General features: G+C 72.1%; 19 protein-coding genes. 4 read left to right on the plus strand and 15 right to left on the minus strand.

Annotated features, from left to right (window positions below):
- Window positions 1-14 precede the first annotated feature (14 nt).
- Entirely contained in the window at window positions 15-536 is a 522-nt protein-coding gene (locus ACZ5WC_RS09030) for a DUF2617 family protein (RefSeq protein WP_311120234.1), read from the minus strand.
- A gap of 330 nt (window positions 537-866) precedes the next feature.
- Window positions 867-1,112 carry a hypothetical protein gene (locus tag ACZ5WC_RS09035; protein WP_468540184.1) on the minus strand — a complete coding sequence of 82 codons (246 nt, stop codon included), beginning with the start codon at window positions 1,110-1,112 and terminating at the stop codon, window positions 867-869.
- Window positions 1,113-1,287: 175 nt separating this feature from the next.
- On the opposite strand from ACZ5WC_RS09035, the gene ACZ5WC_RS09040 reads away from it, so the two are divergent.
- A complete protein-coding gene (locus ACZ5WC_RS09040) occupies window positions 1,288-2,484 on the plus strand; it encodes a pyridoxal phosphate-dependent aminotransferase (RefSeq protein ID WP_468540185.1) in 1,197 nt (398 codons plus the stop codon).
- A gap of 151 nt (window positions 2,485-2,635) precedes the next feature.
- Here the strand turns inward: ACZ5WC_RS09040 and ACZ5WC_RS09045 are convergent, their stop codons facing one another.
- Together ACZ5WC_RS09045 and clpB are read right to left on the minus strand one after the other, a co-directional pair.
- Complete coding sequence (locus tag ACZ5WC_RS09045) at window positions 2,636-3,181, minus strand: type III secretion system chaperone family protein (RefSeq protein ID WP_468540186.1); 546 nt, start codon at window positions 3,179-3,181, stop codon at window positions 2,636-2,638.
- Window positions 3,182-3,340: 159 nt separating this feature from the next.
- The gene (clpB, locus tag ACZ5WC_RS09050) at window positions 3,341-5,935 is read right to left on the minus strand and encodes an ATP-dependent chaperone ClpB (RefSeq protein ID WP_468540187.1); all 2,595 of its coding nucleotides are present in this window, start codon (window positions 5,933-5,935) and stop codon (window positions 3,341-3,343) included.
- A gap of 159 nt (window positions 5,936-6,094) precedes the next feature.
- On the opposite strand from clpB, the gene ACZ5WC_RS09055 reads away from it, so the two are divergent.
- On the plus strand, window positions 6,095-6,496 hold the full coding sequence (locus ACZ5WC_RS09055) for a pyridoxamine 5'-phosphate oxidase family protein (protein ID WP_468540188.1): 402 nt from the start codon (window positions 6,095-6,097) through the stop codon (window positions 6,494-6,496).
- 145 nt (window positions 6,497-6,641) lie between these two features.
- Here the strand turns inward: ACZ5WC_RS09055 and ACZ5WC_RS09060 are convergent, their stop codons facing one another.
- Window positions 6,642-6,962: a Rieske (2Fe-2S) protein gene (locus tag ACZ5WC_RS09060; protein ID WP_030588701.1), complete on the minus strand. Its 321-nt coding sequence runs from the start codon at window positions 6,960-6,962 to the stop codon at window positions 6,642-6,644.
- Between the two features lie 352 nt (window positions 6,963-7,314).
- Between ACZ5WC_RS09060 and ACZ5WC_RS09065 the strand changes: the two genes are divergently transcribed.
- Window positions 7,315-8,349 (plus strand): helix-turn-helix transcriptional regulator, encoded by a 1,035-nt coding sequence (locus ACZ5WC_RS09065; RefSeq protein WP_311120239.1) that lies wholly within the window; start codon window positions 7,315-7,317, stop codon window positions 8,347-8,349.
- A gap of 262 nt (window positions 8,350-8,611) precedes the next feature.
- Window positions 8,612-8,761, plus strand: a complete 150-nt coding sequence (locus ACZ5WC_RS09070; RefSeq protein WP_468540189.1) for a hypothetical protein — start codon at window positions 8,612-8,614, stop codon at window positions 8,759-8,761.
- A 314-nt stretch (window positions 8,762-9,075) separates the two neighbouring features.
- On the opposite strand, the gene ACZ5WC_RS09075 is transcribed toward ACZ5WC_RS09070, so the two are convergent.
- The 10 genes from ACZ5WC_RS09075 to ACZ5WC_RS09120 form a co-directional block, all read right to left on the minus strand.
- Window positions 9,076-9,822, minus strand: coding sequence for an ABC transporter permease (locus ACZ5WC_RS09075; RefSeq protein WP_468540190.1), 747 nt, complete (start codon window positions 9,820-9,822; stop codon window positions 9,076-9,078).
- Window positions 9,815-10,531 (minus strand): ABC transporter ATP-binding protein, encoded by a 717-nt coding sequence (locus ACZ5WC_RS09080; protein WP_468540191.1) that lies wholly within the window; start codon window positions 10,529-10,531, stop codon window positions 9,815-9,817. Before ACZ5WC_RS09080 ends, ACZ5WC_RS09075 begins: the two co-directional genes overlap by 8 nt.
- A gap of 283 nt (window positions 10,532-10,814) precedes the next feature.
- Window positions 10,815-11,849, minus strand: coding sequence for a F420-dependent peptide dehydroalanine reductase LxmJ (lxmJ, locus tag ACZ5WC_RS09085; protein ID WP_468540192.1), 1,035 nt, complete (start codon window positions 11,847-11,849; stop codon window positions 10,815-10,817).
- The gene (locus tag ACZ5WC_RS09090; RefSeq protein ID WP_468540193.1) at window positions 11,846-13,414 is read right to left on the minus strand and encodes a M16 family metallopeptidase; all 1,569 of its coding nucleotides are present in this window, start codon (window positions 13,412-13,414) and stop codon (window positions 11,846-11,848) included. Before ACZ5WC_RS09090 ends, lxmJ begins: the two co-directional genes overlap by 4 nt.
- A complete protein-coding gene (locus ACZ5WC_RS09095) occupies window positions 13,411-14,820 on the minus strand; it encodes a M16 family metallopeptidase (protein WP_468540194.1) in 1,410 nt (469 codons plus the stop codon). Before ACZ5WC_RS09095 ends, ACZ5WC_RS09090 begins: the two co-directional genes overlap by 4 nt.
- A gap of 13 nt (window positions 14,821-14,833) precedes the next feature.
- Window positions 14,834-15,703 (minus strand): class I SAM-dependent methyltransferase, encoded by an 870-nt coding sequence (locus ACZ5WC_RS09100; RefSeq protein ID WP_468540195.1) that lies wholly within the window; start codon window positions 15,701-15,703, stop codon window positions 14,834-14,836.
- 5 nt (window positions 15,704-15,708) lie between these two features.
- The gene (locus ACZ5WC_RS09105; protein WP_468540196.1) at window positions 15,709-16,689 is read right to left on the minus strand and encodes a T3SS effector HopA1 family protein; all 981 of its coding nucleotides are present in this window, start codon (window positions 16,687-16,689) and stop codon (window positions 15,709-15,711) included.
- Window positions 16,686-17,987 (minus strand): class V lanthionine synthetase subunit LxmK, encoded by a 1,302-nt coding sequence (lxmK, locus tag ACZ5WC_RS09110; protein ID WP_468540197.1) that lies wholly within the window; start codon window positions 17,985-17,987, stop codon window positions 16,686-16,688. The genes ACZ5WC_RS09105 and lxmK overlap by 4 nt, the downstream gene beginning before the upstream one ends.
- The gene (locus ACZ5WC_RS09115; RefSeq protein WP_468540198.1) at window positions 17,984-19,123 is read right to left on the minus strand and encodes a hypothetical protein; all 1,140 of its coding nucleotides are present in this window, start codon (window positions 19,121-19,123) and stop codon (window positions 17,984-17,986) included. Before ACZ5WC_RS09115 ends, lxmK begins: the two co-directional genes overlap by 4 nt.
- Window positions 19,120-19,698 (minus strand): flavoprotein, encoded by a 579-nt coding sequence (locus tag ACZ5WC_RS09120; RefSeq protein ID WP_468540199.1) that lies wholly within the window; start codon window positions 19,696-19,698, stop codon window positions 19,120-19,122. The genes ACZ5WC_RS09115 and ACZ5WC_RS09120 overlap by 4 nt, the downstream gene beginning before the upstream one ends.
- Window positions 19,699-19,780: the final 82 nt, after the last annotated feature.

The following is a 19,780-nucleotide window of genomic DNA, read 5'->3' on the forward strand; positions in this document are numbered from 1 at the left end:
GGCACGTCTGCGGCTCAGGCCGCGGTCGCGGGAATCCGCACCCCCACCCGGGTCCGGGTCACCACCAACTGCCCCTCCTGCGGGTACGCGTGCCAGGTGCGCCACCGCACCTGGCCCTCGGCGCGGTGGGCGAGCATCGCGGTGAAGGCGTACGGGCTGCCGGGGAAGGTGCCCGCCAGACCGTGCGGGTGGTCGCTCACCAGGGCGAGCAGCTCCTGTGCGCGCCCCGCGAACTGGCCCTGGGTCAGGGTCTCGACTCGGGCCGCGAATTCGTACTCCCATTCCCCGAGCCGCTTCGCGACGCCGAGGGGCAGAGGGGTGCTGCTGCCGGGCATGCAGGCGACGGTCTCGGAGCAGACTCCGCGGTCCTCCTGAAGGAGGACCTGGTGGGAGGCGCCGAGCAGTCGCAGCTGGAGTTCCGCGCCGTCGAGCTGGAGGTCGAGGACGGCGAGGGCGGGAAGCGGCTCCCGGCCCAGCGTCCAGGCCAGGTCGGCGGCGCGGGTATCGGAATAGGCCGTCTGGAGGGTCGTGAGCATGGGTCGGCTCCGCAAACACACATGGACACATGGACAGCGGGGCGCCCCTGTATTACTGCGCGTGGAGGGAAGGGGAACGCCCGATCTGGTCCAACTGGGGTCCGAGGGCTGAATGTTCTCTTCCACGAGGGAATCACGAAGTACGCCGCACTCACAGCGTTTTCGCCCAACTTGCCGTGGTTTCCATCCCCTCGGGGGCAGCACGGTTCAACTGTTCAACCGAACACGTCCGCGTCGCGCAACGAAAAGGCGCCCGGAGGGAGTTCGACCTCCGGACGCCCGGATCCGGGTCACTGTCGGTGACTGCCGGACGGACCGCTCAGCCGCGGCTCAGCTGCCACCGCCGCACCCGCCGCCACCGCCACCGCCGCCGCCGCCGCCGCACGAGGAGCCGCCACCGCACGAGTGACCGCCCGAATCCCCGCCCGAATCCCCGCCCGAGCCGCCGACCCAGGCCCCGCCCGTGCCGTTCCCGCCGTTCGCGCCGGACGTACCGCCTCCGCTCCTGCGCACCAGGAACACCAGTCCCCCCATGACCACCGCCGCGATCAGCACCACGAAGACCATGCCGTTCACCCGCCTTTCTTCCCCCGAAGCGAGGTTCCCCCGTCGCTTCCCCGTTGTCCGTTGTCCGTTGTCCGTTTTCCGTTGTTACCGCGTGCCGGTTGCCCGCGTGACAGGGGCATGCCCCAGCCTGCGGAAGCGAAAGCAGACTTGAGCAACTCCAGAGCTTCGGCACAGGATGGCGCCCATGACACAGGGACGACCGACCCAGGGAAACCCCGCAGCGGGACGGCCGCTGCTCAACCGCCGCCTCTCCGCGTTCGGCACGACGATCTTCGCCGAGATGTCCGCGCTGGCCCTGCGGACCGGCTCCATCAACCTCGGCCAGGGCTTCCCCGACACCGACGGCCCCGAGGAGATCCGGGAGGCGGCGGTCCGGGCGCTGCGCGCCGGGCACGGCAACCAGTACCCGCCGGGCCCCGGCATCCCGGAACTGCGCAACGCCGTCGCCGCCCACCAGGAGCGCTTCTACGGCCTGACCTGGTCCCCGGAGACCGAGGTCCTGGTGACGACCGGCGCCACCGAGGCGATCGCCGCCTCCCTGCTCGCCCTGCTCGAACCGGGCGACGAGGTCATCGCGTTCGAGCCGTACTACGACTCGTACGCCGCGTGCATCGCGATGGCGGGCGCGCGACGCGTACCGCTCACCCTGCGTGCCCCGGACTTCCGCCCGGACCTCGACGGACTGCGCGCCCTGATCACCCCGCGCACCCGCCTCCTGCTCCTGAACACCCCGCACAACCCGACGGGCACGGTGCTCACCCCGGACGAGCTGGCCGGGATCGCGGCCCTCGCGGTGGAGCACGATCTGCTGGTCGTCACCGACGAGGTCTACGAACACCTGGTCTTCGAGGGCGCGCACCACCCGATCGCCGCCCTGCCCGGGATGCGCGAGCGCACGGTCTCCATTTCGAGCTCGGGCAAGACGTTCTCGTACACCGGCTGGAAGATCGGCTGGGTCACCGGGGACGCACCGCTGGTGGCGGCGGTGCGCTCGGCGAAGCAGTATCTGACGTTCGTCAGCGGGGGCCCGTTCCAGTACGCGATCGCCGAGGCGCTCGCGCTGCCCGACACGTTCTTCGCGGACTTCCGCGCGGACATGCGGCGCAGGCGCGACCTGCTCGCCAAGGGCCTGCGGAGTGCGGGCTTCCGGGTGTACGAGCCGGAGGGGACGTACTTCATCACCACCGACATCGCCCCGTTCGGCGACGAGGACGCGTACGCCTTCTGCCGGGCGCTGCCCGAGCGCTGCGGGGTGGCGGCGGTGCCGAACTCGGTCTTCTACGACGATCCGGAGGCGGGCCGCAGCCAGGTCCGTTTCACCTTCTGCAAGAGGGACGACGTGCTGGAGGAGGCGGTGGAACGGCTGGGACGGCTGGGCTGAGCAAGGCACGGGGGCGGACCGGCCCGGATACGGAAAGGGCCCCGGAGCGGGCGAGTGAAACCGGGCACGGGGACGGACCCGCCCGGATACAGCAAGGCCCGGGAGGCGGTCGTGATGACCGCCTCCCGGGCCGCTGTCGTGGGCCGTGGCGTCAGGCGCCGGCGGGCTCCTCGCCGTCCTTCTTGTCCTCGGCGGGCTGGATGCCGAGGCGCTCGACGAGCCACTTGTCGAACTCGATCGAGGCGCGGACCCAGCTGACCGTGGAGGAGACGAAGTGCTCCAGGCTGACGCCGGTGCCGATGAGCATCTGCGCCTCACCGATCAGCCGGACGGAACCCGCCTCGCCCTCCTCGCCCTCGTGGGCGTGGGTGTAGACCTTGGGCCACAGGGTGCGGCGGTTCCAGTCGTCGATGGCGTCCAGGAGGATGGGACGCTGGTCGAGCGCGTGGGGGCGGTCGTAGAACGTACGGACCGAGAAGACCTGCTGCTCGTCCTCGCCCCGGAACATGAAGTACGTCCGGAACTCTTCCCACGGTGCCGCGAGGTCGCCCTCGTCGTCGACGACGTACTTCAGCTCCATCTGGTCGAGGAGCTGCTTGACGAGGTCCTGGTCAGGGACGACGGGGCCCTCCGGTCCTGCCGCCTGCGGTTCGGGCTGGCCCCCGAAATTAGGAATCGAGGACGGATCGATGCTCACCGTTATTTCCCTTCGTGACGAGTACGGCCATCCTCTCCCATGGCGGGCGGGGCATGGCAAGCCCGCACGGCCCCTATCCGCCACAAGCTGACAGAGAGCGTGCGGGGACGGGGACCGGCGGGCGTACGGCCACGGGCTGCGACACCCGGTGACCTTCGGTTACGAAACGGGGCCGACGATCAGCCCGTCCTCGGCCCGGTCCACCCGTACGGTGTCACCGTCGCGGACCTCACCGGCCAGGATCTCCTTGGCGAGCCGGTCGCCGATGGCCGTCTGGATGAGCCGGCGCAGCGGTCGCGCACCGTAGGCCGGGTCGTTGCCCTCCTCGGCGAGCCAGGCCAGCGCCTCGGGGGTGACGTCCAGGGTGAGCCGCCGGTCGGCCAGCCGCCGGGCCAGTCGGCCGATCTGGAGCCCCGCGATGTGCGCGAGCTCGTCGCCGGACAGGGCGGAGAAGACCACGAGGTCGTCGAGCCGGTTGATGAACTCCGGCTTGAACGAGGCCCGCACCACGTCCAGTACCTGCTGCTTCTTCGCCTCGGGCTTGACCAGGGGATCCATCAGGAACTGGCTGCCGAGGTTGGAGGTGAGGATGAGGATGGTGTTGCGGAAGTCGACCGTGCGGCCCTGGCCGTCGGTGAGCCGGCCGTCGTCGAGGACCTGGAGCAGGATGTCGAAGACCTCGGGGTGGGCCTTCTCGACCTCGTCCAGGAGCACGACGCTGTACGGGCGGCGGCGGACGGCCTCGGTGAGCTGGCCGCCCTCCTCGTAGCCGACGTAGCCGGGCGGGGCACCGACCAGGCGGGCGACGCTGTGCTTCTCGCCGTACTCGCTCATGTCGATGCGGATCATGGCCCGCTCGTCGTCGAAGAGGAAGTCCGCGAGCGCCTTGGCCAGCTCGGTCTTGCCGACGCCGGTGGGCCCGAGGAAGAGGAACGAGCCGGTGGGCCGGTCGGGATCGGCGATCCCGGCGCGCGTACGGCGTACGGCGTCGGAGACGGCCTGCACGGCCTCGCTCTGCCCGATCAGCCGCTTGCCGAGCTCGTCCTCCATCCGCAGCAGCTTCTGGGTCTCGCCCTCCAGCAGCCGCCCGGCCGGAATGCCGGTCCAGGAGCCGACGACGTCGGCGATGTCGTCCGGGCCGACCTCCTCCTTGACCATGGTGTCCTTGGCGGCCTCCTGCTCGGCCTCGGCGGCCTCCTCCAACTCCCGCTCCAGGCCGGGGATCTCCCCGTACAGCAGCTGGGAGGCGGTGTCGAAGTCCCCGTCGCGCTGGGCGCGTTCGGCCTGGCCGCGCAGTTCGTCGAGGCGCTCCTTCAGCTCACCGACCCGGTTGAGGCCCTGCTTCTCCTTCTCCCAGCGGGCGTTGAGGCCGCGCAGCTCCTCCTCCTTGTCGGCGAGGTCGCGGCGCAGCTTGTCCAGTCGCTGCTTGGAGGCGGCGTCGGACTCGTTCTTGAGCGCCAGCTCCTCCATCCGCAGCCGGTCGACGGAGCGCTGGAGTTCGTCGATCTCCAGCGGCGAGGAGTCGATTTCCATCCTCAGCCGCGAGGCGGCTTCGTCGACGAGGTCGATGGCCTTGTCGGGGAGGAAGCGGGAGGTGATGTACCGGTCGGAGAGGGTGGCGGCGGCCACCAGCGCCGAGTCCGCGATCTGGACCTTGTGGTGGGCCTCGTAACGGCCCTTGAGACCGCGCAGGATCGCGATGGTGTCCTCGACGGAGGGCTCGGCGACCAGCACCTGCTGGAAGCGGCGTTCCAGGGCGGGGTCCTTCTCGATGCGCTCGCGGTACTCGTCGAGCGTGGTCGCGCCGACCATGCGCAGCTCACCGCGGGCCAGCATCGGCTTGAGCATGTTGCCCGCGTCCATGGCGGAGTCGCCGCCGGCGCCCGCGCCGACGACGGTGTGCAGCTCGTCGATGAAGGTGATGATGCGGCCGTCGCTCTCCTTGATCTCGGAGAGGACGGCCTTCAGCCGCTCCTCGAACTCGCCGCGGTACTTGGCCCCGGCGACCATGGCGCCGAGGTCCAGGGAGACCAGCCGCTTGTTCTTCAGACTCTCCGGAACATCACCCTTGACGATGCGCTGGGCGAGCCCTTCGACGACGGCGGTCTTGCCGACGCCGGGCTCACCGATGAGCACGGGGTTGTTCTTCGTCCGGCGGGACAGCACCTGCACGACGCGGCGGATCTCCTGGTCACGGCCGATGACCGGGTCCAGCTTGCCCTCGCGCGCGGCGGCGGTGAAGTCGGTGCCGAACTTCTCCAGGGCCTTGTACTGGCCCTCCGGGTCGGGTGTGGTCACCCGGCGCCCTCCCCTGCTCGTCTCGAATGCGGCCAGCAGCTTCTTCGCACTGGCGCCCTGCCCGTCGAGGATCTCACCGGCCCGGCCGCCCTTCGCGGCGATCCCGATGAGCAGGTGCTCGGTGGAGGTGTAGTCGTCGCCCAGCTCCTTGGCCCGCTGGGCGGCGTCCTGGACCACGGCCAGCAGCTCGCGGTTGGGCTGCGGCGGGGCGACGGTGGAGCCGGTGACGCTGGGGAGGGTCCCGAGGAGCCGCTCGGTCTCGCCGCGCACGGCGGCCTGATCGGCGTCGACGGCGGCGAGGAGATCGGTGATGTTCGCGCTCGCCTGTCGGCCTTCGCCCTCCAGCAGCGCGAGGAGCAGGTGCGCGGGCGTGAGGTCGGGATGCCCGTCCTTCACGGCCCTGCTGGTGGCCGCGTTGATCGCGTCCCGGCTCTTGTTGGTCAGCTCTGCGTCCACGTGTGGTTACTCCTCCTCGCAGCTGGTGGGTCATGGCGTTGACTTATGCAACGTGCATAAAGTTGAGTCTACTCCACTCAAGAGGTCGCGCACGCGGATACCCGCGGGTGGCACCGGTCCCGCCTACGCGGGCGACCCGGTCCCGCCTACGCTGCCCCCATGGCAGACGTACGCAACCCCAGCCCCGAGTACCTCGCGTTCTGGCGCGAGTACCACCTGTGCACCTTGACCACGCTCCGCCCCGACGGCACGCCGCACGTGGTGCCGGTGGGCGTGACGTACGACCCGGAGGCCGGGCTCGCCCGCGTGATCACCAACAAGGGCAGCCGGAAGGTGGCCAACATCCTGGCCGCGGGCCCCGACGGCGCACGGGTGGCCGTCTGCCAGATGCACCGGGCCCGCTGGGCGACCCTGGAGGGCGTCGCGACGATCCGCTCGGAGCCGGAGGTCGTCGCGGACGCGGTGAGCCGTTACGCGGAGCGCTACGAGCGCACGCCGCAGCCCAACCCGGACCGGGTCGTCATCGAGATCGCCCTGGACCGGGCGCTCGGCAGGGCCTGAGGGGCCCGGAGCCGCGGAGGCAGCGCCCGGGGCCCGAGGGGCCCGGGGCGGCGGAGGCAGCACAACGGCGCCACCGTGTTCAGGTCACGGTGGCGCCGCTGTGTGGGGGAAGCGCCGGAGCGATAGGTGACGACGGGGGAATCGCTCAGGCACTGCGGGGGGTGGCGGAAAGGGGTTCTGCGTCGAACAGCTCGTGGTCCCGCTGATCGAGATTGACGAAGATCATGCCGTACCTCACAGCGCAGCGGACCGGCTGCGGCGCACCACGGGGCCGACGGAGACAGCGATAGGCGCGGACGTCCTCGTCCTCTTCCATCACCACGACGATCGGCTCTCCGAACAGGGTGACCATCAACGAGTCGCCACGGCGGGGGAGGGCCGTGAGCAGATCGATGAAATGCCACCCTGAGCGATAGGCGGTTGCCATCTCGCGCCGAAAGGTGCGGTCGTCCGGCGGGGTGGTCATGCGCGGTCCTGTGCAGTCGGGGCGATGTCCGACAGCGATCCGGATGTCGACTCCGAACCCGCCGTCCGCGCGGGCATCAAGTCCCAGGCCAGGTCCGGGGGCGGCGCAGCCTGCGCATGCGTACCGGCCCCCGCACCGTGGGTCACGCCGCCCTCAACGAGGTCAAGAACACTCAGCGCCCCGGTCGTCAGCCCAACGGAGAAGGCAACAGCAAGCACCGAGCGAAGCGTTTTGTAACTCATGATGGGCTTCGTCCTCACTTCCAAGGTTTCCTCTCCCCCGCAGGACAAGACGATGGCCCATCCAGGCACGTCAATGCCACAGAAGCGATGCATCATGTTCCTGCTGATTCATGTTCCTGGGGGGTGGAGAATTGACCACAGACAACACTAAAGCGACACATCCCCACTCGGTTAGTGCCTTGTGTGACGAGGGGGCACGGCTCTATGCCAGTGCACTGAGCGTGGGCAAAATAGCTCGCGTCGAGGCGGAGGACGCCCCTTGCCTGCTGGACTTCGCCCTGCTGCATCCCGATCCCGACGATGCCACCTGGCTGCGACCAGTGCCGCCATCCGCAGCACTCACCCAGCGGCTGCACCCGATCGAGCGGGAGATCCAGGAGCGAAGGCGGCTGTCGGTCGAACTCACCGAGGCGTTCGAACCCTTCATGGCGATCAGCGCTCAGGCCCCTCCGACCACGCATGCGATCACGGTTCTCGAAGGCATAGGTCGCATCAACGCCTCGATAGAGCTCGCCCTGGCCGAGTGCCGATCAGAAGTCCTCACCATCCAGCCGGGCGGCGGGCGCAGTGAGAACGCGCTCACCATTGCCATGGAACGAGGCACCATGCTCACGGAACGTGGTGTGGGCATGCGCACTCTGTATCAGCACACAGTCCGTCACAGTCATGGAACCCTCAATTACGCAGCCCGGATGGCAGAGAGCAAGGTCGAGATCCGGACTCTCGAAGAGCTCATAGAGCGGCTCATGATTTTCGACCGCACCGTCGCCTTCATACCGGCCACGGACGACCGCACCGTAGCCCTTGAGCTGCGGCACCCCGGCATCGTGGAGTACCTCACCAAGGTCTTCGAACAGTTCTGGCACCGCGCTGTGCCCCTTCAGGAACAGATTCCGTACGACTCCAAGACGGACGGCATTTCCGGTGTGCGGCACTCGATCGCGAAACTGCTCGTCGAGGGCCACGTCGACGAGGCGATTGCCCGCCGTCTCGGCATGAACGTACGCACCTGCCGGTCACACATCGCCAAGCTCAGCGTCGCGCTCGGCAGCAACAGCCGGGCCCAACTCGGTTACCTGATCGCACGGTCAGGGATCCTGGAATCAGACCCTGACCATGCGATCACCCCCGACCCAGGGACGTGACTGCGCAAGGGGGAGAGCGCAGCCACGCCCTGGCGCCACCAGGGGAGTTCCCGGCTCCTCCGGCCTGTCCACGATCCCGCCACAACTAAGCTGACGCCACCGTCCACTTGTTGCATTGCACAAGGCAGGGGGCTCCCAAATGGGCACAGAGGAACGCAGACCGCCCCATCCGCACCTGAACACCGAAGTGCGCGAACCGGCCTTGCGTGTGTACCGGGAAGCCCTGCGGACGGGACGAGTCCAGCGAGTAGAGGTCAGTGCCGTGCCCTGTCTCATCGACCTGGCACTGCCGCACCCCGACCCGTGGGACGACCGGTGGATGCGCCCCGTACCCCCGTCCGCCGCCCTGGCCCACCTGTTGCAGCCCGCCTCCCGAGAGATCGACGAGCGCCTCCGCCACCGCCACGGATGAGATCCGGACCGCCCAGCCCGGCAGCAACCGGCCCGCCGAAACCCTGCGAGCAGCTCTGGCCAACGCGCACAAAGCCATCCAGCGTGGTGCCACCTGCCGCGCCCACATCGCCGAGCTCATGCAGCCCCTCGGCGCCACCAGCCGCACCCACCTCGGCGCCCTCCTCGTGCGGTCCGGGATCGCCGGGGCGGACCGAGGCGGCGGTTGAGGCAGCGCGGAGACAGGGCAGGTACGCCCTGGGTGAGGCAGCGCGGAGGCAGGCCGGGTACGGCGGGTGAGACAGGCCGGGTACGGCCGGTGGCGGCGGCCCGTGATCAGACGTCGCGGCGGTTGAAGAGGCGGGCTCCCGCGAGGGACATCGCCGCCGCCCAGCCCACGAGCAGCAGCAGGCCGTACGGCGCCGCCAACGCGTCCGGGTAGGCGGAGGCATCGCCGAGCAGGGCGAACTGCGCACCCTCGGGCAGGAACCGGCCCACCTCGGGGAGCTGGCCGAGCACCAGCATCTGACCGAGCGTGCCCCAGACGACCAGGCCGAGGACCGCGGCGAGCCGGTTGCGGACGACGAAGCCGATCGCCGCACCCCACGGGCCGGCCAGGGTGCAGATGGTCAGGACGGCGGCGGCGGTCGTCCAGGTGGAGCCGTCGACGGTGAGCTCGGCGTCCCTGGCCGCGAGGGCCGCGTAACCGACGGCGAGGGAGCAGACCACCGCCGCGACGCCGAACAACAGCCCGGACAGCGTCGCGGTCAGCAGCTTGGCGCCGACGACCGAGGAGCGCCCGGGGGCGTACAGGACGGTGCGGCCGATCGCACCGGAGCTGAACTCGTTGGTGACATGCAGGGCCCCGAGCAGCGTCGCGAAGAGCGCGGCGGACGCGCCCAGCCCCACGATGCTCTCGGTGAGCTCGGCACCGGCGGAAGCGGGGTCGGACTCCGCGTACACCAGGCCGAGTTGGCCGAGCGCACAGAAGGCGAGGGCCACCAGGAGAAGCGACGGCAGGGCCAGGCCCGAACGCAGTTTGAGGAGTTCGGCGGAAAGCTGGTTGCGCAGGACCTCAGGCACGGGTGACCTCCGTACGCGGCGCGGCGTCCGCGCCCTCGACGAGTGCGAAGTAGGCGTCCTCCAGGCGGCCTCCGCCGCGCTGTACCAGCTCCTGGAGCGAACCGGTGAACAGCACCGAGCGGCGCAGGACGACCACGTCGTCGACGCTCTGCTCGACCTCGGAAAGCATGTGGCTGGCGATCAGCACGGTCCGCCCCTCAGCGGCCGAGCGCTCGACCAGCCGGCGCATCCAGCGGATGCCATCCGGGTCGAGCCCGTTCAACGGCTCGTCCAGAATGAGGAGTTCAGGGTCGGGGAGCAGGGCGACGGCCAGCGCCAGACGCTGCCGCATACCGGTGGAACACGCCTTGACCCGCTTGCGTTCCGCACCGTCCAGGCCGACCTGCCCGATCACCTCGGCGATGCGCGAGGACGGCAGCCCCAGCGAGCGGGCCGAGATCTCCAGCTGACGGCGGACCGTCACCCGCGGGTGGAAGCCGATCGCGTCCATGACCACGCCGACCCGATGCGCCGCCCGCTCCGGAGCGGACAGCGGCTCCCCGCCCAGGACTTGGGCGGTCCCCGAGTCAGGGCGGGCCAGCCCGAGCAGAATCCGCAGCAGCGTGCTCTTGCCCGCCCCGTTGGGGCCCAGCAGACCGGTGACCTTGCCCGGCCGCAACGCGAAACTCACGTCGTCGAGGGCCTGGTGACCGCCGAACCGCTTGCTCACTCCGGAGAAGACGACGCTGCCCCCTGCCCGGGGCGGATGCTCTGGTCGCACGGATCGCACGTGTGGTGTCCTGTCCTGCCGTTCGGTCAATTCGGTACATCGGGGTGATGCGCTGCATCAGGCTGACTGACTGCATCAGGCCGCTTCGGCCGCATCCCGCTGATCGGCCGCATCAGACTGCTTGGCCGCATCCCGCTGATCGGCCGCATCAGACTGCTTGGCCGCATCCGGCTGATCGGCTGCAACCGGCTGACTGGCTCAGCGCTCACCTGCCGGTGTGTCTTCAGCCAACCAGCTGCCCGGGCCGCTCCGGCGGCTCCACGGACGCAGCTTGTTGCCGGACGTCCGGCAGGAAGCTGCGGCAGGCGGCGATGATCTCCTCGACGTCCTCCGCGGCCGCGTGCACCCCTTCCCCGAGGAGCACCCCCGTGGGGTTGAGCAGCACCTCGTCCACCCCGCTGCGGCGGTACGCGTCGAGCTCGGCCGCGATCTCCCGCGCGCTGCCCGCCACGACCACCCGGTGGCGCAGCAGGGTGTCCGCCGTGCCCGCCGGGTCGTGCGGGTCGAGAGCGAGCCCGGCGGCCCGGAGCATGGCCGCGTAGTGCGGCGCCTCCCGGTGCCCGGCGGTCGCGGCGAGCGCCAGGCCGCGCACGTCACGGCCGGGCCGGTCGACGACGACGTGGACGGCGGTCGCGATCCGGGGCGCCCGGGGCCGGGCGGCCGCGGCCGCCCCCTCCTCCAGCGCGGGCCGCAGCGTCCCCGCCACATAGGCGGGCGGCGTCATCCAGGTGACAGCGACGTCCGCCGCCTCCCCCGCCGTCCGCGCCATCCCGGGCCGCAGCACGCCCGCGCCCACCTCGACCCGCGGCGCGTGCGGGAGGACCGGCAACGTGCCGTCGAGGTGGTGGTACGGGCCGCTGAACTCGACCCGCTCGCCGTCCAGCAGCGCGCGCACCGACCGCAGGTAGTCGCGGACCGCCGTCCTCGGACTGCCGTACGGGCGTCCCGTCAGGCCCGCCACGAAGTCCGGGTTGCCGATGCCGAAGCCCGCGACGACCGGTTCGCCGGTGAGCAGCGCCAGCGAACGGGCCTGGAGCGCCGCCTCGTACGGATGCCGCAGCGGAAGCAGCGTCACGCTCGTCCCGACCGGCACCGTGTGCCCCGCACCCGCCAGATACGCAAGCACCTGGTGCGTCTCGGCCTGGAAGGACTGGCACATCCACAGACGCCGGGCCCCCGACCGCTGGACGAGTGCTGCGAAGGGGGCGACGAGTTCGGGGTGGTCGGGCTGGAGCGGGTAGAGGACGGCCGGGTTCACCGGTGGGCACCCTTCTGGTCGCGGAGTTCGTACGGGGTGGGGTGGTCGAGCTGGGCAGCAGGGATGTGGGCAGGGGCAGGAGCAGAGGGAGGGGCGTGGGCAGAGGGAGGGGCAGGGGCAAGGGCAAGGGTGATCGGTTCGTGGTCGTCGGTCGGCGCGCCCCCGGGAACCGGCTCGTACGTCGCCACGACGGCCCGGTCCGGAGCCAGGTGGCACGCGGCCGCCTCCGCCACCTGCTCGGGCGTGACGGCGGCGATACGGTCCCGGTATCCCTCCAGCCAGTCCGGCTCCAGGCCCGCCGCTGCGAACCCCGCCAGCGCGCTCGCCTCCTCCGCCCGGGTCGCCAGGGCGAAGCGGGTGAAGCCGGTCGCGTAGGCGCGGGCGCGGTCCACCTCCGCCCGGGACGGGCCCTCCTCGGCGAGTTCCCGGAGGCATCGGGTGACCTCGTCGGCGAGCCGGCCAGCGCCGCCCGGCGCTCCCGCGCACTCGATCTCCAGCCAGCTGCCCGCCCCGTTCTCGCGGAGGCGGGCGGAGACGGCGTACGCGAGGCCGTGGCGGTCGCGCACCTGCCGGGCGAGCCGGGCGGACGCGTAGCCGCCCAGCAGCAACTGGGCGAGGTGGAAGGGCGCGTGGAGCGGATCGGCGGTGGGGACGGCGGGCCCGACGGTCAGGACGAGGGCCTGTTCTCCGGCGGTGCCGTCGCCACGGCCTCCCCCGTCGGCCCCGCTCCTCGTCTCCGTCTCCCTTCCCCTCCCCCTCCCCTTCTCCGTCTCCGTATCCGTATCCGTCTCCGTGAGCGCCACCCGGCCCGGTCGCGGGGCCGGGCGCGCGAACGGCGGCAGCGTGAGCCCCGACGGGCCGCCCGACCAGGGCGCGAGCCGCTCGTCGGCCATGCGCAGTACGGTGTCCGGCTCCTCGCCCGCCAGGACGACCAACGACGACCCGCCCGGCACGACGGCGCGCGCGTGGAGAGCCAAGAGGTCGTCGGGGAGTAGGGAGACGACGTCCAGGAGCGGTGCCGTGCCCCCGGACTCCGAGGACAGCGGGTGCGGGCCGAACCCGTGCGCGAGCGCGGCGCGGCGCAGCCGGACCCGGGGCGCGGGGGCACGTGGTGCGGCGGCCGCCCGGCGCTGGGCCAGGGCAACTTCGCCCTCCTCGTACCTCGGGCGCAGCAGCAGTTCGGCCAACAGGTCCAGCGCACCGGGCAGGCCGGGGGCGAGCACGCTGACCGAGAGGATCAGGGACTCAGCGGTGACGACGGTGCTGAACTCCGCCCCGAGGTCGGCGGCCCGGTCGGCGATCTCCTGCCGGGTACGGTCCCGGCTGCCCGTTCCGAGGCAGGCGGCAAGGAGCTCCTGGGCGGCGGCGAGACCCGGTTCGGTGCGCGCGTACGGGATGACGAGGCGGAGTTCCGCGAGCGGGGCGCCGGGGGCGTGCGCCGCGAGGACCCGCAGCCCGGTGGGCAGCACGGTGGCCTGAGCCGCAGACGAAGCGGGCGGCGAAGCGGGGGACAGAGCCGTGGGAGGGACAGTGGGCGAAACGGTGGCGGTGCTGGCCCGGGTCATCCGGCTATGCCTTCCTGCGGGACGAGTTCGGTCACGGTGGTGGGCCCTTCGAGCAGGGCACGGGCCGCCGCCGACACCTCGGCGGGGGTCGTACGCCGCAGCTCGGCGGGCAGCGCGTCGGGACCCGCCGAGCCCGGCAGGAGCAGGGCGTCACGGCCGAGGGCCACCGCGCGGGTGGGGAGCGAGTCGGCCTGCCGGTGCCAGGCGACGAGCAGCGAGTTCACCGCACGCCGGTGCTCGGCCTCGGGGAGGGGCCGGTCGGCCACGGACCGCAGGACGGACCGCCAGACGTCCATGGCAGCGTCGACCCCGGTCCCGGCCGCCCGGCCGAGCACGGCGAGGGTCAGGTCGGGCGCGGCGGAGGCGAGCCACTGGCCGTGGTACCCGCAGGTGACGGTGGCGGAGGTGAGGCGGTGCCCGTCCCGGGCCGACCGGGCCAGCGCGGGCAGCCGGGACCGGCCGAGCACCTGGGCGAGAACCGCCTGGGCGAGGTACGCGGGGCGGTCGGTCACCAGGTCGGGGAGCCGGTGCCCGACCGCGACGCCGGGGCGGGCGGCGGGCAGTGAGGCGGTACGGATCTCCTGGCGGGGGGCGGGAACAGGACCCGACGCCCTGAACTCCCTCAACGCACCCGAAACCCCAGGCACCCCCTGCGCTCCCAGCACGCCCAGCACATCCGGCGCATCCGGCACTCCAGGAATGCCTGGCACATCCGGCACTCCGGGCACTCCAGGCACTCCAGGCACTCCCTGCGTGCCTGACACATCCAGCGCTCCCGGTACCCCCACCCCGTCGAACACCTCGTGCACCGCCGCCGTGACGCGCGCGGGGTCCACGTCCCCGACGACCGACAACACCATCCGGGGTGCCGTGTAGTGCGCCCGGAAGAAGCGTTCGGCCTCACCGGCCGTGATGCCCGTGAGCTCGGCCGCCGTACCGAAACTGTCCCTGCTGCCCGGGTACAGAGCACCCAGCGCCGATTCCCAGTACCGCCCGGCGGCCCCCGCCCCGCGGATCTCCTCCCCGATGACGGCGGTTTCGGTGCGGATCACGTCCTCCGTCGGCGCGAAGCCGAGCAGGCGCCGGGCCTCCCACGCCAGGACGTCGGGCAGCAGCTCGGCGGGGACGGTGGTGTGGAAGACCGTGTGGTCGCGGTGGGTCTCGGCGTTGCAGACCCCGCCCGCGCCCTCGACCAGCGCGGCGTGACCCTGCCCGGCGAGGTCACCGGCACCCCCCGGACCCGACCGGGGGAACATCAGGTGCTCGACGAGATGCGCCGTACCGTGGCGTCCCGCCGGGTCGTCGTCGCCCCCCGCCGCCACGGTGAGCGCGACGGCTGCGAGGCCGCGCCCGTACTGCGGGACCGCCTCGACGCACACGCGCAGCCCGCCGGGGAGCACGGACACGCTCGGGCTCATGTCAGCCGCCCGAGTTCAGCGGCCGGAACACGGACACGCACATCTTCCGGCTGTCGCCCCCGTCGAAGGGCTGCTCGCGCCAGCCCGCGTACCGGCCGACGAGCTCCAGACCGGCGATCGCGCCGAGCAGGTCCAGCTCGCCCGGCCACACGTACCGCATCACGGTCGTCGCGGACCTGGGGGCGTCGCCGTCCAGGAACAGCGTGCTCTGCAACATCATGTTCTGGGAGGCGGGCAGCACGCCCACCGACTCGATGAGCGCCCCGCGCGCGCCGATCGGATAGGTGTTGACCTCGTTCTTCTTCTGTACGTGGTAGTCGCTCGGGTCGAACGTCTCGATCACCACGTGCCCGTCCGCCGTGACGTGCCGCGCCATCGCGTGCATCAGCGCGATCTGCTCGTCGACCGCCATCGCGCAGCACAGCACGTTGAACGGGGCGAGGACGACGTCGAAGGCGCGGCCGAGGTCGAGACCGGCGAAGTCACCGTGGACCGGGGTGACCCGGCCCTCGGTGTCCTTCTCCGCGAGGCGCGCCAGCATCCCTTCGGAGGACTCGACACCGGTGACGTCGAAGCCGCGCTCGGCGAGCGGAAGGGCCACCCGGCCGGTGCCGACGCCGAGTTCGAGGACGCTCGCGCCGGGTGTGGTGAGGGTGAGCAGGTACGTAGCGATGTCGTCGAGGTCCGGGGTGCTCGGGTAGATGTCGTCGTACACGCCGGCCAGCGCGTCGCTGTAGGCGGCAGTGATGGCCGAGCCGAAACCCCCTGCGCCGACGGCGGTTTCGCCGTCCTCCGCCGCCTCAGAAACCTCAGAAGTCTCCGCCGCCTCAGGAATCTCAGCAGCAGTCTCCGTCGTCTCCGTGATGATCATCGGGCTCACACTCCAGCGGTCGCGGTGATGGTGGTTCTGGCAAGGTTGTTCTCGGGGTGCTCGGGGTCGATGCCCGCTTCGCGGAAGGCCCGTACGACGTGGTCGGCGAGGTCGCCGGGCCCGGGCGCCTGCGCGTGGTCGACGAGGGCGGTGGCCAGCGCGAAGCTGCGGTGCTGCCCGAAGCTCATGCCGTCCCGCCCGGGGCGCGGATCGCGCGGGTCCCACGCGGCGGCGACGCCGGGGGCGAGCCGGGCGGTGAAGAGCGAGGTCTCGGAGCCGATCCCCGGCAGGTCCCGTACGGCGTCGGCCACCGCCCGCTCGGCCGGCACGTGGTCGCCGTGCAGATAGACGACGACGCTGTCGCGGCGCGGGTAGTCGTCCTCGTCGGACAGGACCTTGGCGTGGTACCGCGCCCCGACGCCTTCCAGCGCGGCCAGTGCGGCGGCCCACAGCCCGACGGCCCCGTCCGCGTCGCGGGCGTGCAGGAAGAGTCGGCGGACCGGACCCGCGGGAGAGGGCAGGGGCCGCGAGCCCATCACGTAGAAGAAGCCGGGCGAGAGGGCGGGCCGTGCCGCCTCAAGGGCGACCTCGACCAGCTCGCCGGGGACGGGCGCACCGGGGCCGATGAGCCGGTCGGCGGTGAGCCGCGCGGTGATCTCCGGCAGCCGTACGACCAGTTCACCGCCGTCCCCGACCTCCAGCAGCCGGCCGGTGACCGGTGTCGTGGCGTGCGGCACGGCCGCGGAGAGGCGGCGTTCCAGCGCGGAGTCGCGCAGCGTGCGGCGGGGCGGGGCGTCCGCTTCCCGGCGGTGCGCCCCGTTCCCGGCGTGGAACTCCTCGTACAGCGCGTTGGTGAGCCGCCCGCGCAGGTCGCGCGGGCTGTCCGCGGTCAGCCTCCGCCCGGCGACGCGCGCTTCGAGGGCGTCGGCGCGTACGGACACGAGGTCGAGCGCGGCGACGAGACGCGGCGCGGGGGTGAGGATCATCGGGAGCTCCCGGACGGGGCGGAGTCGGGCGGTGAGACGGTCGGCGTGGCAGGGGCGGCGTCGGGCTTCGACGCGGCTGTCGTACCGGTCAGGCGCAGGGTGGTCACCGCACCGGCCGGATTCAGCAGCAGCGTCCGCCCGATCCCGGCGGCGGCGCGCGCGACCGGGTTGAGGACGGCGTGCGCCTGCGCGGTGGCGATGAGCCGGTCGTACAGGTGCCATCCCGCGAACCCGACGGCCCGTTCGGCGAGTTCCGGGTCCGGGGTACGGCAGCCGGTGTAGCCCTCCCAGAAGGCCGCGATACGAGGGATATGGCGGCGGAGTCCGGCCGCGCCGCGCTCCACGATCTCCTCGTGGGCGAGGTCGAAGCCCAGCGCTGCGGAGTCCTGCGCGGCCGTGGCCTCGCCCGTCGGGGCGAAGACGGAATACGTGGCCTGGAAGAGCCATTCGCCGACGAACGCGCCGACGTCGCGGGCCGGGTCGGCGAGCCGGAACTCCTCCCAGTCGCAGAGGTAGAGCGTCCCGCCGTGGACGAGGAACTGGTCGAATCGCAGATCGCAGTGGGCGGGGGTGTGCGGTGCCGTACGCTCCCGCTCCCGCAGCCGGTGGAGCGCGGCGACGGCCTCCGTGTCGTCCTGGACCAGCTTCCAGGCGGCGATCTGCGCCATGCTGCGGTCCTGTACCTCGCTCCACGGGAATGCCCGGAGCCAGCGCATCGGCGGCAGCGGGGCTTCGGCGGTGTCGATGGCGGGGGCCGCGTCGGCGCCAGGGGCCGCACCGGACTCCGGCGTTCCCATCGCATGCAGCGTGGCGACGGCCCGTCCCGCCTCCCGGCACAGCGCCTCGTCGAAGTCGCCGTCCAACGCGACCTCCGAGCCCGAACGGGCCCCGGGCAGCAGCCGGAAGGCGCTGACGGCGGCTGCCCGGTCGGTGCCCAGGTGCTCGGGGGTACGGAGCGGCGAACCGGCCGGGAGCCGTGCGGCCGCCGCCTCGAAGGCCAGGGCGCGGTCGATCTCGGGCCGACTGCCGTCGGGGGTGCGGGCGACGGTCTTGACGAAGACCTGCTGGCCGCCGGTCGTCGTACCGGCCCAGTTGTCGTTGCGCCCGCCGAAGGCGGTCAGCCCGTCCGGCACGAAGGGGCCGAGCCCCAGCCGCTCCAGCAGCGCGTTCACCTCCGGCGCCGTGTCGAGGCCGGTCGGCCGGAACCGGATCAGCGCGGGCGCATCGACCGCCGCTCCGGTCGTTTCCGTCGTGCTCGGCCCGCTCGTCGTGCTCGGGCCGCTCGTCGTGCTCGTCATGACACTCCTCGGGGGACCGCGCGGCGGCCCTCCTCATCGATCAACTCGGCAGTGAAGGCGAGGTAGTCGAGCAATTCGTCGCTCCACTCGCAGTACGTGGCGAAGTCCTGCATGTGCGTGACGACGCGGAGCACGGCGCAGCGCCCGACGGCATCCGGGTCGTACACCGACCCCCAGCGCCGGTGGCCGCCACCGCCACCGCCACCGTCACCGCCACCGTCGCCGTCGCCATCGCCATCGCCGTCACCGTCGTCACCGCCCTCGTCGTACGCACCGAGGAACACCCGCTGGAGGACGGCCGCGGACGGCAGCCCCGCGCTCTCCCCCGCCGTCCGGTAGAGCGGTGACGACCAGGCCAGCTCGACGAGATCGCCCAGCATCCAACCCAGGTCCAGCTCCCGGCGGCCCACGCCCAGGTCCTCGCCGGTCAGCAGCGCCACCCTGCCCCGGCTCCGGGGCGGTACGAGCGAACCGGCCGACGCCCAGCCGTGCAGCGGTACGGCAGAGGCTCCGGGGCCCGCGGGGCGTACGGCGTCATCCGCCCAGCCGAGCAGCCGCTCCATACGGTCGCCGCCCCACACCTCCAGCGCACACCGGCGCAGCCGGGCAGCCGCCGGGGCGGGCGTCCCGGTCCCGGCCGCCCACTCCCGCAGCCGCCGCACTCCGGGTGGAGGGAGCGGCTCCGGGTCCGGGGGCAGGGGGACCCCGTGCAGGGCCCGGAGGGCGCGTGCGGCGGCGGCGAGGGAGTGGGCGACGAGCCGCCCGGCCTGCGGGCGGGGGTCCCGCAGCCAGGCGGCGGCCGATGCGGACCCGGCGGCCCGGTGGAGCAGTCCGTCTTCGTACGGCGTCCCGGTGGACAACAGCGCTGCCCCCGGGGCGGGTTCCAGGTCGGGGACGAGGCGCAGCAGCCGACCGGGCGCGCGGAGCGGCCCGACACGACGGGGCCCGGGCCCGTGCCACCACAGGAAGTCACCCACACCGTCGTCGACAGCCACGCCGGCACCGGCACCGGCACCGGCACCGAGGGTGTCACTGGCGCCGCCGCCGGAGGCCCGGTGCACCCGGGTGACCTGAAGGCCGGTGCCGTACTCGGCCACCAGAACGGCCGTACGAGCAAGGGGATGTGCCACGCTCACAGCCCGCCCTCCTTCCGGCGCGCGACACACAGGTCGTACAGCTCGTTCAGCGGCGCGGAGCCACCGTCCTCCACCTCTCCGGTACTCGCGCTCCGCGCGGGGATCGTCGGGGCGAGCACCACACCGGGGCGCTCGCGCAGGGCGGCCAGGTGCCCCTGGACGACCGGGCTCCCGAGCGCACCGGGCGGCAGCGACGGGGCGACGCCGACCAGGGCGCGGGTGGTGTGCAGGGCGACCATCAGCGGGGTGTCGGCGACGCCGAGGGCGAATCGGCCCACGAAATTCAGAGTGGCGGGATGGACGAGAATCAGATCCGCCCATTCCGCGAGGCTCACATGGGGTACGTCGACGCCGGAAAAGGCGTTCCAGTCGTCGATGAATACTTCTTTCCCGGAGAGTACGGCCACCGCGTCCGGTGACACGAATCGGCATGCGGAACGGGTCAGCGCGACCCGTTTCTCCGTGTCGGGAAAGGAGTTCCCGAGCCAGTTGATCCAGAACGGCAGGAAGGCGACGCCGAGGGCCCCCGTACCCACGACGAGGATGCGCTCGAAGTCCCGTTGCTGTTCCTCCACGACGCCTCCTGTGCGCGTTGGGGGCCGGGGTCCGGCCGGAGCGCGCCCATGGCACGTCCGGCCGGACCCCGCGGCTCACAGC

This window comes from Streptomyces sp. NPDC033165, assembly GCF_055577965.1.

Excerpts from the sequence above, each read along its gene's own strand:
- ACZ5WC_RS09030 (WP_311120234.1), bottom strand. The coding sequence starts at position 536 with ATGCTCACGACCCTCCAGACGGCCTATTCCGATACCCGCGCCGCCGAC.
- ACZ5WC_RS09040 (WP_468540185.1), top strand. The coding sequence starts at position 1,288 with ATGACACAGGGACGACCGACCCAGGGAAACCCCGCAGCGGGACGGCCG.
- ACZ5WC_RS09055 (WP_468540188.1), top strand. The coding sequence starts at position 6,095 with ATGGCAGACGTACGCAACCCCAGCCCCGAGTACCTCGCGTTCTGGCGC.
- ACZ5WC_RS09060 (WP_030588701.1), bottom strand. The coding sequence starts at position 6,962 with ATGACCACCCCGCCGGACGACCGCACCTTTCGGCGCGAGATGGCAACC.
- ACZ5WC_RS09065 (WP_311120239.1), top strand. The coding sequence starts at position 7,315 with ATGTTCCTGGGGGGTGGAGAATTGACCACAGACAACACTAAAGCGACA.
- ACZ5WC_RS09090 (WP_468540193.1), bottom strand. The coding sequence starts at position 13,414 with ATGACCCGGGCCAGCACCGCCACCGTTTCGCCCACTGTCCCTCCCACG.
- ACZ5WC_RS09100 (WP_468540195.1), bottom strand. The coding sequence starts at position 15,703 with ATGATCATCACGGAGACGACGGAGACTGCTGCTGAGATTCCTGAGGCG.
- ACZ5WC_RS09105 (WP_468540196.1), bottom strand. The coding sequence starts at position 16,689 with ATGATCCTCACCCCCGCGCCGCGTCTCGTCGCCGCGCTCGACCTCGTG.
- lxmK (WP_468540197.1), bottom strand. The coding sequence starts at position 17,987 with ATGACGAGCACGACGAGCGGCCCGAGCACGACGAGCGGGCCGAGCACG.